This window comes from Pseudomonas avellanae BPIC 631 (assembly GCF_000444135.1).
Lineage (GTDB): Bacteria > Pseudomonadota > Gammaproteobacteria > Pseudomonadales > Pseudomonadaceae > Aquipseudomonas > Aquipseudomonas avellanae.
Genome location: NZ_ATDK01000060.1, coordinates 28591 through 42658, shown reverse-complemented (window position 1 = coordinate 42658; position 14068 = coordinate 28591). Strand labels below are relative to the sequence as shown.

Below are 14068 nucleotides of genomic sequence, written 5' to 3'. Positions count from 1 at the left end.
TAAGTGAACAGCATTGCGCTTCGAGCGGGCCTTTTCATTGATTACGATTTACCCGGCAATCAGCCGGCGCAAGACCCGGACATTCAAGCCAGCGCCTCGCTGCGCTTGCCCATGACCCGATCGATCACCACCGCGCTTGCCAGGGTGATGACCGACGGCACCAGCCACGCCAGGCCCTGATCACTCAGCGGCATACTGGTCAACGCGCCCGGCAGATATTCACCGAATCCTGCCCCCTTGAGCGCGTCGATAAGGCCGAAAACGAACGACACCAACATGACGGGCGCGACCACCCTGCCCTGACTCTGCCAGAGGCCTTTGCAGAAGCTCAGCGCGACCAGCACGATGCACGGCGGATAGATCGCTGTCAGCACCGGAATCGAAAACTGGATCAGCCTGGTCAGCCCGAGATTGGACACCAGTAACGAGAACACCGCCAAAATGATCACCAACGTTCGGTAGGACAACGGCAGCACCTTGGCAAAGTATTCCGCACAGGCGCAGGTCAGGCCCACCGCCGTGACCAGACAGGCCAGAGAAATCAGCACGGCGAGAAAGCCGCTGCCCAGCGAACCGAAGGTGTGCTGCACGTAGGCATGCAGGACCGCAGCGCCGTTGCTCGCGCCTGCCGCGACCGCATGACTGCCGGAGCCCAGACGAAACAGGCTGACATACACCAGCGCCAGCCCGACACCGGCAATCAGCCCGGCGATGATCGCGTAGCGAGTAATCAGACGCGGCGACTCGACACCGCGAGAGCGGATGGCATTGACGATGACAATGCCGAAGACCAGCGCGCCCAGCGTGTCCATGGTCAGATAACCATTGATGAAACCCTGAGAAAACGGCGCGATCGCATAAGCCGGCTCGGCCTCGCCTATGCCGCCTGCGGGCAAAGCGAACGCCGCAATCCCCAACACCGCGAGGGCGATGATCTTGAGCGGTGCCAGAAAGCGCCCGACCGTATCCAGCAAGCGCCCCGGATACAGCGAGACCCAGAACACCACCAGGAAATACACCAGACTGTAGAGAAACAGCGCCATTGGGCTGTCGCCGGTCAGCGGGGCCAGACCGACTTCAAACGAGACGGTGGCCGTACGCGGGGTCGCGAACAGCGGACCGACCGCCAGATAGCAGACCGCCGCAAGTGCCCCACCGGCAATCTTGCCGATCGGGCTGCTCAAGGCATCCATCGCGCCGCCAACCTTGGCCAGGGCGATCACGGTGATCACCGGCAGGCCGACCGCCGTGACCAGAAAACCGAGCGCCGCCATCCACACATGCGGCCCGGCCTGCAGGCCCACGATAGGCGGAAAGATTATGTTGCCAGCCCCGACAAACAGGGCAAATGTCATAAAACCGAGTGCCAGGACGTCCTGGCCTTTCAAGACTTTCATTACGGGGACCACACGGATTCGAGATGAGGGATGGGACGTCACCCGTGAATGAGGCAGACGCAGCCCGTCGGCGTAAGACGTGGCAGTACCTTGCGAAACACCCCTCGTGAGGGCACCGCAAAAACGGCAGACAGGGTAGCCAACTTCGACCAAAAACGCACTGTCTCAGGGCATATCACCCGACGATGCACCGTTAGACAGCAACCGAACAAACTGCTGGATATTCGGAAATTTCCGACAGACCAACCGTTGATCGATCGGTAGATTGACGGGCATCCTTGCTGCCGATGACTGATGTCCATGCCCGAAACGAAAACCCGGCCTGTGGTTCTTACCCCGCCTCTGCAAACGCCACGTCTGCTTCTGCTGCCGCTGCAACTCGAAGACGCGCCCGCCATGCAGAGCCTGTTCAACCACTGGGAGGTTGTGCGCTACCTGACCCATCACGTGCCTTGGCCTTATCCAGAAGGCGAAGCGCTGCGCTACCTGCGCGAAGACGCTCTACCTGCGATGCAGGACGGGGAAGAATGGCATTGGTCGATTCGTCTGCGAGGCCAACAGGACCGCTTGATCGGCAGTGCCTGCATGATGGACGAGCAGGATAACAACCGTGGCTTCTGGCTCTCACCGACCTATCAGGGGCTGGGGCTGATGTCAGAGGTCTGCGTGGCAATTGATCGCTTCTGGTTTGAAACACTCAGACGCCCTGTTCTGCGCGTGGCCAAGTCTGCCTTGAATGAAGCGTCCTGCCGCCTGTCGCAGCGCGAAGGCATGCGCCTTGTGACCGTTCAGGAATCGCAGTTTGTCTGCGGCACGACGCAGGAACAGCTATGGGAATTGACGCGAGACGAATGGCGGGCAAATAACGGCGGTTAGCCAAGCTGGCCCGGGCATGACTTTTCAAGCGCCCAAACAAAAGCCACCCGAAGGTGGCTTTTGTCGATTGCTCGAATCAGTAAGCGAAGCTTACTTGGTCGGCCAACCGGTCAGCTCGGCCAGGGCCTTGCCGATGTCTGCCAGGGAGCGCACGGTTTTTACGCCAGCGTCCTGCAGTGCAGCGAATTTCTCGTCTGCAGTACCTTTACCACCCGAGATGATTGCACCTGCATGGCCCATGCGCTTGCCCGGAGGAGCAGTCACACCAGCGATGTAGGAAACAACCGGCTTGGTCACGTGTGCCTTGATGTAGGCAGCCGCTTCTTCTTCAGCCGAACCGCCGATCTCGCCGATCATGACGATCGCTTCGGTCTGCGGGTCTTCCTGGAACAGCTTCAGGATGTCGATGAAGTTCGAGCCAGGGATCGGGTCACCGCCGATGCCGACGCAGGTGGACTGACCGAAACCGGCGTCAGTGGTCTGCTTCACAGCTTCGTAAGTCAGGGTGCCGGAACGCGACACGATGCCGACTTTGCCTGGCAAGTGAATGTGACCTGGCATGATACCGATCTTGCACTCGCCCGGAGTGATGACGCCTGGGCAGTTAGGACCGATCAGGATCACGCCCAGCTCGTCACACTTGACCTTGGCTTCGAGCATGTCGATGGTCGGGATGCCTTCGGTGATGCAGACGATCAGCTTGATGCCGCCGAACGCTGCTTCAAGGATGGAATCCTTGCAGAAAGGAGCCGGAACGTAGATAACGCTGGCGGTAGCGCCAGTGGTGTCTACCGCTTCTTTCACAGTGTTGAACACTGGCAGGTTCAGGTGCGTGGTGCCGCCTTTGCCTGGAGTCACGCCGCCAACCATTTTGGTGCCGTAGGCAATGGCTTGCTCGGAGTGGAAGGTACCTTGCGAACCAGTGAAACCCTGGCAGATAACCTTGGTGTCTTTATTGATCAGGACGCTCATTACTTGCCCTCCGCGGCTTTGACAACTTGTTGAGCAGCGTCGGTCAGGCTGGTCGCAGCGATGATGTTCAAACCGCTTTCTGCCAGTACTTTAGCGCCCAGTTCAGCGTTGTTGCCTTCAAGGCGCACAACAACCGGGATTTTAACGCCGACTTCTTTCACTGCACCGATGATGCCTTCGGCAATCATGTCGCAACGAACGATGCCGCCGAAGATGTTGACCAGTACTGCAGCGACGTTGGTGTCGGACAGGATGATCTTGAATGCTTCGGTAACGCGTTCCTTGGTGGCACCGCCGCCAACGTCAAGGAAGTTTGCAGGCTTGCCGCCATGCAGGTTGACGATGTCCATGGTACCCATGGCCAGGCCAGCACCGTTGACCATGCAGCCGATGTTGCCTTCCAGCGCAACGTAGTTCAGTTCGAACTTGGCAGCGTGAGCTTCGCGAGGATCGTCCTGCGAAGGATCGTGGAAGCCCTTCAGCTTAGGCTGACGGTACATGGCGTTGGCGTCGATGTTGATCTTCGCGTCCAGGCAGTGCAGATCGCCGTCAGCCTTGATCACCAGCGGGTTCACTTCCAGCAGAGCCAGGTCGTGGTCCTGGAACAGTTTGGCCAGACCGGTGAAGATCTTGGCGAACTGAGTGACCTGCTTGCCTTCCAGACCCAGCTGGAAAGCCAGATCGCGACCCTGGAATGGCTGAGCGCCAACCAGTGGATCGATCGTGGCCTTGAGAATCTTTTCAGGAGTGTCGTGAGCAATCTTCTCGATGTCCACGCCACCTTCGGTGGAAGCCATGAACACGATACGACGGCTGGAACGATCGACCACAGCGCCCAGATACAGCTCTTTGGCGATGTCGGTGCAGGACTCGACCAGGATCTTGGTCACTGGCTGACCGTTGGCGTCAGTCTGGTAAGTCACCAGGCGCTTGCCCAACCACTGTTGAGCGAACGCTGCAGCGTCTTCCTTGCTACGAACCAGCTTTACGCCGCCCGCTTTACCGCGACCACCTGCGTGAACCTGGGCTTTGACGACCCACTCGGTTCCGCCAATCTTGTCGCAGGCTTCTGCTGCTGCTTCCGGGGTGTCTACCGCGTAACCTTTGGATACTGGCAGGCCGTACTCAGCGAACAGCTGCTTACCCTGATACTCGTGAAGATTCATGCTTATTACCGTCTTCGTTTAGGTACTGCGCATTCGGTGCTGCACGTCAGCGTGCCGCACCACCTGTGACCGCTACTCCGGGTGGACCCCGCAAATGCCGTCGGGCACTCGTGAAGCCGCCTGAGAGGTCGAGTCCGGCGCAGATTCCGCGGTAAGCCCTGCTGGCAAGGCTCACGACGGGCACTGCGTCGTGGTTTCTCTTGTTGTCTTAGCGTTTCTTGCGATTCTGAATGTGGATGGCGCCGCCATTCACAGCCAGTGCAGCTTCATGCAGTGCCTCGGACAGAGTCGGGTGCGAGAAGACCATCATGCCGATGTCCTCTGCGCTGCTGCCGAACTCCATCGCGATGGCGCCCTGCTGTACCAGTTCGGCAGCGCTCGGGCCAATAACGTGAACGCCCAGAACGCGATCGGTCTTGGCATCGGCAATGATCTTGACGAAACCACCGGTGTCGTTGGCTGCCATGGCACGGCCACTGGCTGCGAACGGGAACGTACCGACATTGACTTCAACGCCTTCGGCCTTGAGGGTCTGTTCGGTCTTGCCTACCCAGGCGATTTCCGGGTGGGTGTAGATAACCGACGGGATCAGGTTGTAGTTCATCTGGGCCTTGTGACCCTTGATGCGCTCGACAACCATGATGCCCTCTTCCGAGGCCTTGTGCGCCAGCATCAGGCCGCGAACCACGTCACCGATGGCGTAGACGCCCGGAACGCTGGTGGTGCAGTAGTCATCGACGTAGATGAAGCCGCGCTCGTCGAGGTCGACACCGCTGTCGGAGGCCAACAGGTCGGTGGTCACAGGACGACGGCCGACAGCAACGATCAGGCGGTCGAAGGTGATCGACTGCTCGCCTGCTGCGTCGGTGTAGCTGACAACCACTTCTTCGCCGTTGACCTTGGAGCCGGTCACGCGAGCGCCCAGCTTGATGTCCAGGCCCTGCTTGGTGAAGGTTTTCAGCGCTTCCTTGGAAACGGCTTCGTCAGCGGCCGGGATGAACTTGTCCAGTGCTTCCAGAACGGTGACCTGAGCGCCGAGGCGAGCCCAGACCGAACCCAGTTCCAGACCGATCACGCCTGCGCCGATAACGCCCAGACGCTGTGGAACCTGTTGAAATTCCAGCGCACCGGTGGAATCTACGATGACTTTCTGGTCAACCGGAGCTGGCGGAATGTCGATAGGACGCGAGCCCGAAGCAAGGATCACGTGGTCCGCTTCGATGATTTCAACAGTGCCGTCGGCCGCTGTCAGCTCGACTTTCTTGCCGGCCAGCAATTTGCCGTGGCCTTGCAGGGTGGTCACGCCGTTGGCTTTGAACAGGCTGGCGACGCCGCCGGTCAGGCCTTTGACGATGGTCGACTTGCGACCGATCATGGCGGGCACGTCGATGGCCACTTCGGATGTCGAAATGCCATGCACTGCGAAACCGTTCTTGGCTTCGTAGAATTTCCAGGAACTGTCGAGCAGCGCCTTGGATGGAATGCAACCCACGTTCAGGCAGGTACCGCCGAGGGCCAGTTTGCCCTCCTTGTCCTGATATTTCTCGATGCAGGCAGTCTTGAGACCAAGTTGCGCTGCCTTGATGGCGGCAACATAGCCGCCAGGGCCTGCGCCAATCACTACCACGTCGAATTTCTGGGACATAACAAAGAGTTCCTCTTTAGCTGCAAGCTTTTAGCTGCAAGCTGCAAGTCAGTCCGCGTTTCAACGCGAGGCCGACTTGCGACCTATTGATTAGGTAAAACACATCAGCCCCGACTGCACGCCCTTTCGCATCTGACTTGAAGCTCGAAGGTTGCGACTCGAGGCTGCCTCATCAGATATCCAGCAACAAACGAGCAGGATCTTCCAGCAGGTTCTTGATGGTAACGAGGAAAGTTACTGCTTCTTTACCATCGATCAAACGGTGGTCGTAAGACAGTGCCAGATACATCATCGGGCGAATCACGACCTGACCGTTGACTGCCATCGGGCGTTGCAGAATGTTGTGCATGCCCAGAATTGCAGCTTGTGGCGGGTTGACGATCGGCGTCGACATCATCGAACCAAAAGTACCACCATTGGTGATTGTGAAGGTGCCGCCGGTCATCTCGTCGATGGACAGCTTACCGTCACGGGCTTTTTTGCCGAAGGTAGCGATGCCGCCTTCGATTTCAGCCAGGCTCATGTGCTCGGCGTTACGCAGAACCGGCACAACCAGACCACGATCGCTGGAAACCGCGACACCGACGTCGGCATAACCGTGGTAAACGATGTCGGAACCGTCGATCGAAGCATTGACTGCCGGGAAGCGTTTCAGCGCTTCGGTGGCCGCCTTGACGAAGAAGGACATGAAGCCCAGACGCACGCCATTGTGCGACTTCTCGAACAGGTCCTTGTACTTCGAACGCAGCGCCATGACTTCGGTCATGTCGACTTCGTTGAACGTGGTCAGCATCGCCATGTTCGACTGGGCTTCGACCAGACGCTTGGCAACGGTTGCACGAACGCGGGTCATTGGCACGCGCTTCTCAGTGCGGTCGCCAGCGGCAACGACTGGAGCGGCAGCGGCAGCAGGCTTGGCAGCAGGTGCAGCGGCTGGAGCGGATTTCTTCGCTTCAACGGCGGCAACGATGTCTTCCTTGGTGATACGGCCGTCTTTACCGGTGCCCTTGACGCTGGCCAGATTGATGCCGTTTTCTTCAGCCAGTTGACGTGCAGCAGGCGCGGCAATCGGGTCTTCTTCGCCAGCGGCAGTCGGTGCAGCGGCAGGTGCCGAGGCAGGCGCAGCAGCGGGTGCCGGAGCAGCAGACGCCGTGGCGCCGTCATTCAACGTGCCAAGCACTTCGTTGGACAGGACGATAGCGCCCTCTTCCTTGGTGATCGCGCCCATCACGCCGTCAGCTTCGGCCAGTACTTCCAGGACAACCTTGTCAGTCTCGATGTCAACCAGCATCTCGTCGCGCTTTACCGCATCACCCTCTTTTTTGTACCACTTGGAAATGGTGCCATCGGCAACGGATTCCGGGAAAGAGGGGGCTTTGATATCGATAGCCATTATCTGTAATTCCTTAATTCGGTTTCTAATGCTCGAAGGCGTTAAACAGTGAAGGCATCGCGCAGGAGTTTTTCCTGCTGCTCAGCGTGCATCGAAGCGTAACCACAGGCTGGTGCGGCAGAAGCATCACGACCGGCATACTCGAGAACGAGTTCGCGTTTGTGGTTGCCCATGCTGCGACGCAAATGGTGTTGGCTGCTGTACCAGGCACCCTGGTTCATCGGCTCTTCCTGACACCAGACCACATACTGCAGGTTGGTGTACGGCGCGATGGTTTCCATCAGGTCGTCTTCAGGGAACGGATACAGCTGCTCGAGACGGACGATAGCGATGTCTTCACGACCTTCGGCACGGCGTTTTTCCAGCAGGTCGTAGTAGACCTTGCCGCTGCACAGCACCAGACGCGTAACCTTGCCCGAATCGAGGGTATCGATTTCCGGAATGACGGTCTGGAACGAGCCTTCGGCCAGGTCTTCCAGCGTCGAAACAGCCAGCTTGTGACGCAGCAGCGATTTCGGAGTCAGCACGATCAACGGCTTGCGCAGCGGGCGGATGACCTGACGACGCAACAGGTGGTAGATCTGCGCCGGAGTCGTCGGTACGCACACCTGAATGTTGTGCTCTGCGCACAATTGCAGGTAACGCTCAAGACGTGCCGAAGAGTGCTCCGGCCCCTGACCTTCGTAGCCGTGCGGCAACAGCATGGTCAGACCGCACAGACGGCCCCACTTGTGTTCGCCGCTGGTGATGAACTGGTCGACAACCACTTGGGCGCCGTTGGCAAAATCGCCGAACTGCGCTTCCCAGATAACCAGTGCATCCGGCTGGGTAGTCGAGTAACCGTATTCAAATGCCAGCACGGCCTCTTCCGACAGGAACGAGTCGTACAGGTCGAAGCGCGGCTGACCGGCGTACAGATTCTGCAGCGGAATGTAAGTCCCGGCGTCTTTCTGGTTGTGCAGCACAGCGTGACGGTGCGAGAACGTACCGCGACCGATGTCCTGGCCTGTCATGCGGATCGGGTGGCCTTCGAACGCCAGCGTGGCGTATGCCATGGTCTCGGCGTAGCCCCAGTTGATCGGCAAGCCACCGGCCTGCATCTTCTGGCGATCTTCGTAGATCTTCTGCACCTGACGCTGCACGACGAAGCCTTCTGGCAGCTCCATCAGCTTGGCGGACAGTTCCTGCAGGGTCTTGAGATCGAAGCGGGTGTCGTGACGCGCAGTCCAGGCATGGCCCAGATACGGACGCCAGTCGACGAACAATTCCTTGTTCGGCTCCTTGACCAGGCTTTTCACCACGTGCAGGCCGTTGTCCAGCGCGCTGCGGTAGTCATCGACCTTGGCCTGAACGCGGGCGTCATCGAGGACGCCAGTCTTGATCAGATGCTCGGCATACAGCTCACGAGTGGTGCGCTGCTTGGTGATCTGCTGGTACATCAGAGGCTGTGTGCCGCTAGGCTCATCCGCTTCGTTGTGACCGCGACGGCGGTAGCAGACCAGATCGATGACGATGTCCCGCTTGAACTGCATGCGGTAGTCGATCGCCAACTGGGTGACGAACATCACGGCTTCCGGATCATCACCATTCACATGGAGGATCGGCGCCTGAATCATCTTGGCAACGTCGGTGGCGTACTCGGTGGACCGCGAGTCCAGCGGGTTGCTGATGGTGAAACCGACCTGGTTGTTGATGACGATGTGGATCGTGCCGCCCGTCTTGAAGCCGCGAGTCTGCGACATCTGGAAGGTTTCCATGACCACGCCCTGACCGGCAAACGCCGCGTCGCCGTGGAGGGAAATCGGCAGAACCTTGTCACCGTTCGGATCGTTGCGACGATCCTGACGCGCGCGCACCGAACCCTCGACCACCGGGGAAACGATCTCCAGGTGAGACGGGTTGAATGCCATGGCCAGGTGAACTTCACCGCCTGCGGTCATGACGTTGGAAGAGAAGCCCTGGTGGTATTTGACGTCACCGGAACCCAGTTCCACTTTTTTCTTGCCTTCGAACTCGTCGAACAGGTCGCGCGGGTTCTTGCCGAAGGTGTTGACCAGTACGTTCAGACGGCCACGGTGGGCCATGCCGATCACGACTTCCTTGGTGCCGTAGGACCCGGAGCGCTGAATCAGCTCGTCAAGCATCGGAATCAGGCTTTCGCCGCCTTCCAGACCGAAACGCTTGGTGCCTGGGTATTTGGTGCCCAAATACTTCTCGAGACCTTCCGCCGCGGTGACACGCTCAAGCAAGTGGCTCTGGATGTCAGCCGAAAACGCCGGACGACCACGAACACTTTCGAGACGCTGCATGAACCAGTTGCGCTGCTCGGAATCCACGATGTGGGTGAACTCGGAGCCTATGGTGCGACAATATGTCTGCTGCAACGCTTCGTGAATTTCGCGTAGGCTCACTTCCTCTTTGCCGATGAACAAGTCGCCAGCGCGGAAAGTCGTGTCCAGATCGGCATTGGTCAAGCCGTAGTGATTGATCGACAGATCTGCGGGTGCAGGACGCTGCCACAGGCCCAGCGGATCGAGCTGAGCAGCCTGGTGGCCACGCATCCGGTACGCCTGGATCAGTCGCAGCACTTCAACCTGCTTCTTTTCGTGCTCGCTGCTCACACTGCCGGCGGACACCGGTTGAGCGCGGCGCTGGTTTTTAGCCAGCAACACGAAATGATCGCGAATAGTCGAATGCGATACATCAGTGGCAGAGCCGCCGTCTGCTGGCAACTTCTGAAAGTAGGTGCGCCATTCTTCTGGCACAGCGTTAGGGTCGTGCAGGTAGAGCTCGTAGAGCTCTTCCACATAGGCAGCGTTACCACCGGATAGGTGGGCACTGTTCCACATGCGCTGCATCACGCTTTCTTGCATGCTTGGTCACCCTCGGTAAGGGGACACCACCGGCGAAGACACCAGAGCAATCCTGAAATAGTCGTGTGCAGCGACTGTATCAAGTCACCAGGGATCACGCAGATAGTCCGGGTACCAGCCCGGATGCCCCTGCTGGTCTCATTTCTTCAAAATAAGAGCGGCAGCTTTGCGAGCTACTGCTCAGGTTAAAACTACGGCGCCGGTTGAAGCCTGCGCCGCAGCCACTTCTGTGCAACGGTGTAACAGATAAAGCGATGAATCAGATGCCGCTTTGCAACAACATGTTGCGCACGTGACCGATAGCCTTGGTTGGGTTCAGACCCTTCGGACATACGTTGACGCAGTTCATGATGCCGCGGCAGCGGAATACGCTGAACGGGTCATCAAGCGAAGCCAGACGTTCGTTGGTGCGGGTGTCACGGCTGTCAGCCAGGAAACGATAGGCTTGCAGCAGTGCAGCTGGACCGAGGAACTTGTCGGGGTTCCACCAGAAGGACGGGCAGGAGGTCGAGCAGCAAGCGCACAGAATGCACTCGTACAGACCATCGAGCTTTTCGCGCTCTTCAGGCGTTTGCAGACGTTCGATGGCCGGAGCCGGCGTGTCGTTCTGCAGGAATGGCTTCACCTTCTCGTATTGCTTGTAGAAGATGCTCATATCGACGACCAGGTCACGAATAACCGGCAAACCTGGCAGAGGACGGACAACCAGCTTGTTCTTGGCGACAACTGCAGACAGCGGCGTGATGCACGCCAGGCCGTTCTTGCCGTTGATGTTCATGCCATCGGAACCGCACACGCCTTCACGGCACGAACGACGGTACGAAAAGCCTTCATCCTGTTCTTTGACCAGCGCCAGCACGTCCAGCACCATCAAGTCCTTGCCACCGGTATCGACCTGAAACTCCTGCATGAACGGAGCAGCGTCCTGATCAGGGTTGTAACGATAAACACTGACTTGCAACATATCGGTCACCCCTTAATAAGTCCGAATCTTGGGTTCAAACGTCGGGACAGTCTTCGGTGAGAAGTTCACGGCACGCTTGGTCACGCGCTTGTCACCCGGGAAATACAGGGTGTGGCACAACCAGTTCTCGTCATCGCGATCTTCGAAGTCTTCACGGGCGTGAGCGCCGCGGGACTCTTTACGATGCTCTGCAGCGATCGCCGTGGCTTCGGCAACTTCCAGCAGGTTTTGCAGTTCAAGCGCTTCGATACGGGCAGTGTTGAAAGCCTGGCTCTTGTCGTTGATCTTGACGTTGGCGATACGAACGCGCAGATCAGCCAGCTGGGCAATACCCTTCTGCATGTATTCGCCGGTACGGAATACACCGAAGTAGTTCTGCATGCAGCTTTGCAGCTCTTTACGCAGCGTGGCGACGTCTTCGCCGGTGGTGCGCTCGTTCAGGCCGGCAAGGCGTGCGAGAGCAGCATCGATGTCGGACTCGGAAGCGCGGGCGTAGTCGATACCCTCGCTCAGCGCCTTTTCCAGGTGGATGCCCGCAGCACGACCGAACACGACCAGGTCGAGCAGCGAGTTGCCGCCCAGACGGTTGGCACCGTGCACCGATACGCAAGCCACTTCACCCACCGCAAACAGACCCGGGATGATGTGATCGACGCCGGCAGCGTCCTGAGTGATCGCCTGACCATGAATGTTGGTGGCTACGCCGCCCATCATGTAGTGGCAGGTTGGAACTACCGGAATCGGCGCTGTTGCCGGGTCTACGTGGGCAAACGTCTTGGACAGCTCCATGATGCCTGGCAGGCGGCTGTGCAACACTTCTTCACCCAGGTGATCAAGCTTGAGCATTACATGGTCGCCATCCGGACCACAGCCGTTACCGGCAATGATTTCCTTGACCATGGAACGCGCAACCACGTCACGACCGGCAAGGTCCTTGGCGTTCGGAGCATAACGCTCCATGAAACGCTCGCCGTGCTTGTTGATCAGGTAACCGCCTTCACCACGGCAGCCTTCGGTAACCAGTACACCTGCACCGGCGATGCCGGTCGGATGGAACTGCCACATCTCGATGTCCTGAACCGGGACACCGGCGCGCAGCGCCATGCCGATACCGTCACCGGTATTGATCAGGGCGTTGGTGGTGGACGAGTAGATACGCCCTGCTCCGCCGGTTGCGAGCACGGTGGCGTTGGCACGGATGTAGGAAGTTTCGCCGGTTTCAATGCAGATGGCGATGATGCCGACAAAGGCGCCATCCTGATTCTTGACCAGGTCTACACCATAGTATTCGTTGAGGAATACTGTGCCGGCCTTGAGGTTGGCCTGATACAGAGTGTGCAGCAGTGCGTGACCGGTACGGTCGGCAGCAGCACAGGTACGTGCAGCCTGACCACCCTTGCCGAAATCCTTGGACTGACCACCGAACGGACGCTGGTAGATGCGGCCCTGCTCGGTACGGGAGAACGGCAGACCCATGTGCTCGAGTTCGAAAACGGCTTCGGGGCCTACGGAACACATGTATTCGATAGCGTCCTGGTCACCGATGTAGTCGGAACCCTTGACGGTATCGTACATGTGCCAGCGCCAGTCATCGTTCGGATCGGCAGAGGCGATTGCGCAGGTGATGCCACCCTGGGCGGAAACGGTGTGCGAGCGGGTCGGGAACACCTTGGTGACCACGGCAGTCTTGTGACCGCCCTGGGCGAGCTGCAGGGCAGCGCGCATGCCGGCACCGCCACCACCAATGATGATGGCGTCGAAGGAAAGTGAATTTATGTTAGCCATGAATCAGATACCCCAAAGAATCTGCACGCCCCAGACGAAGTAGGCGAACATCAGAACGCCGCATACCGCCTGAAACAGAAAACGTACTGCAGTGGCGGACTTGCCCAGCGCCATCGGCGTCAGGTAGTCGGTCGCGATGGTCCACATACCGACCCAGGCGTGAGCGCCAAGGGCAACAAGGGCCAGCAGACTGAAGATACGCATCCCGTTGTGTGCGAACAGATCATGCCATTGGGCGTAGCTCAGACCCGGATGAAAGACCAGGTACCCGATCAGGAATATGAAATAAGCCGCGAGCACGACCGCAGATACACGCTGGGCCATCCAGTCGTAGAGGCCCGAACGCGAAAGGTTGGTGACGTTGGTTACCATATCCATACTCCCGCCAGAAGAATCAGTACCACGGAAACCGCGATAACGATTTTGGAGCCCAGCTTGCCGCCCTCGAGCGTCTCGCCTACCCCGGTGTCCATGATCAGGTGACGGATACCGGCCACCATGTGATACAGCAGGGCAGACAGAAGCCCCCAGATGATCAGCTTGGCCAGCGGGCTGGTCAGACACGCCTTGACTTCACCAAAGCCTTCTTCGGACGCCAGCGACTTGTCCATTGCATACAGCATGATTGCAATACCGACAAAGAGGATGACACCGGAGATGCGGTGGAGAATGGACGTGTAAGCGGTGACTGGGAGCTTGATGGTCCTTAGGTCTAGATTTACAGGTCGTTGGCTATTCACGGCTTTTTTTCACACTGAAGAGCCCCTAACAATCAGGGCAAGTTGTTGGGAAGTGCACTGGTCAGGTACCCACCACCCAGGAAGTGACGACCCCCTTGAAACAGGCCAAAAAGCCTCTGGCGGTCGGACGTCGAGTATAGACAGTTAGGTCGCTAATGACAACGCGCAGACTTACCGCCAATGGCGCATTGCTTTGCCGGCACAAAAGGCGTAAACGGCAGGAAATGCCCTGAAAAATTTCACTGCCCGGGCCTTGT

The 14068-nt window shown here is 58.5% G+C and carries 11 protein-coding genes; 1 reads left to right on the top strand and 10 read right to left on the bottom strand.

Going from position 1 to position 14068, the window contains the following annotated elements; genetic code table 11:
- Positions 1-83: 83 nt before the first annotated feature.
- Positions 84-1397 (bottom strand): branched-chain amino acid transport system II carrier protein, encoded by a 1314-nt coding sequence (brnQ, locus tag DW49_RS0104785; RefSeq protein WP_024419851.1) that lies wholly within the window; start codon positions 1395-1397, stop codon positions 84-86.
- A 300-nt stretch (positions 1398-1697) separates the two neighbouring features.
- Between brnQ and DW49_RS0104780 the strand changes: the two genes are divergently transcribed.
- A complete protein-coding gene (locus DW49_RS0104780) occupies positions 1698-2273 on the top strand; it encodes a GNAT family N-acetyltransferase (RefSeq protein WP_005617296.1) in 576 nt (191 codons plus the stop codon).
- Positions 2274-2363: 90 nt separating this feature from the next.
- On the opposite strand, the gene sucD is transcribed toward DW49_RS0104780, so the two are convergent.
- The 9 genes from sucD to sdhC all read right to left on the bottom strand — a co-directional run bounded on the left by sucD (position 2364) and on the right by sdhC (position 13811).
- Positions 2364-3245, bottom strand: a complete 882-nt coding sequence (sucD, locus tag DW49_RS0104775; protein WP_005617294.1) for a succinate--CoA ligase subunit alpha — start codon at positions 3243-3245, stop codon at positions 2364-2366.
- Positions 3245-4411, bottom strand: coding sequence for an ADP-forming succinate--CoA ligase subunit beta (gene sucC, locus DW49_RS0104770; protein WP_002552981.1), 1167 nt, complete (start codon positions 4409-4411; stop codon positions 3245-3247). The genes sucD and sucC overlap by 1 nt, the downstream gene beginning before the upstream one ends.
- A gap of 208 nt (positions 4412-4619) precedes the next feature.
- Positions 4620-6056 (bottom strand): dihydrolipoyl dehydrogenase, encoded by a 1437-nt coding sequence (gene lpdA / locus DW49_RS0104765; RefSeq protein WP_003382001.1) that lies wholly within the window; start codon positions 6054-6056, stop codon positions 4620-4622.
- 172 nt (positions 6057-6228) lie between these two features.
- Positions 6229-7449: a 2-oxoglutarate dehydrogenase complex dihydrolipoyllysine-residue succinyltransferase gene (gene odhB, locus DW49_RS0104760; RefSeq protein ID WP_005617282.1), complete on the bottom strand. Its 1221-nt coding sequence runs from the start codon at positions 7447-7449 to the stop codon at positions 6229-6231.
- A gap of 41 nt (positions 7450-7490) precedes the next feature.
- Positions 7491-10322: a 2-oxoglutarate dehydrogenase E1 component gene (locus DW49_RS0104755; protein ID WP_005617279.1), complete on the bottom strand. Its 2832-nt coding sequence runs from the start codon at positions 10320-10322 to the stop codon at positions 7491-7493.
- A 259-nt stretch (positions 10323-10581) separates the two neighbouring features.
- Positions 10582-11286, bottom strand: coding sequence for a succinate dehydrogenase iron-sulfur subunit (locus DW49_RS0104750; RefSeq protein ID WP_003382004.1), 705 nt, complete (start codon positions 11284-11286; stop codon positions 10582-10584).
- A gap of 12 nt (positions 11287-11298) precedes the next feature.
- Positions 11299-13071 (bottom strand): succinate dehydrogenase flavoprotein subunit, encoded by a 1773-nt coding sequence (sdhA, locus tag DW49_RS0104745; RefSeq protein ID WP_003382005.1) that lies wholly within the window; start codon positions 13069-13071, stop codon positions 11299-11301.
- Positions 13072-13074: 3 nt separating this feature from the next.
- Complete coding sequence (gene sdhD / locus DW49_RS0104740; protein ID WP_005617275.1) at positions 13075-13443, bottom strand: succinate dehydrogenase, hydrophobic membrane anchor protein; 369 nt, start codon at positions 13441-13443, stop codon at positions 13075-13077.
- Positions 13437-13811, bottom strand: coding sequence for a succinate dehydrogenase, cytochrome b556 subunit (sdhC, locus tag DW49_RS0104735; RefSeq protein WP_005738085.1), 375 nt, complete (start codon positions 13809-13811; stop codon positions 13437-13439). The genes sdhD and sdhC overlap by 7 nt, the downstream gene beginning before the upstream one ends.
- Positions 13812-14068: the final 257 nt, after the last annotated feature.

Excerpts from the sequence above, each read along its gene's own strand:
- brnQ (WP_024419851.1), bottom strand. The coding sequence starts at position 1,397 with ATGAAAGTCTTGAAAGGCCAGGACGTCCTGGCACTCGGTTTTATGACA.
- DW49_RS0104780 (WP_005617296.1), top strand. The coding sequence starts at position 1,698 with ATGCCCGAAACGAAAACCCGGCCTGTGGTTCTTACCCCGCCTCTGCAA.
- sucD (WP_005617294.1), bottom strand. The coding sequence starts at position 3,245 with ATGAGCGTCCTGATCAATAAAGACACCAAGGTTATCTGCCAGGGTTTC.
- sucC (WP_002552981.1), bottom strand. The coding sequence starts at position 4,411 with ATGAATCTTCACGAGTATCAGGGTAAGCAGCTGTTCGCTGAGTACGGC.
- lpdA (WP_003382001.1), bottom strand. The coding sequence starts at position 6,056 with ATGTCCCAGAAATTCGACGTGGTAGTGATTGGCGCAGGCCCTGGCGGC.
- odhB (WP_005617282.1), bottom strand. The coding sequence starts at position 7,449 with ATGGCTATCGATATCAAAGCCCCCTCTTTCCCGGAATCCGTTGCCGAT.
- DW49_RS0104755 (WP_005617279.1), bottom strand. The coding sequence starts at position 10,322 with ATGCAAGAAAGCGTGATGCAGCGCATGTGGAACAGTGCCCACCTATCC.
- DW49_RS0104750 (WP_003382004.1), bottom strand. The coding sequence starts at position 11,286 with ATGTTGCAAGTCAGTGTTTATCGTTACAACCCTGATCAGGACGCTGCT.
- sdhA (WP_003382005.1), bottom strand. The coding sequence starts at position 13,071 with ATGGCTAACATAAATTCACTTTCCTTCGACGCCATCATCATTGGTGGT.
- sdhD (WP_005617275.1), bottom strand. The coding sequence starts at position 13,443 with ATGGTAACCAACGTCACCAACCTTTCGCGTTCGGGCCTCTACGACTGG.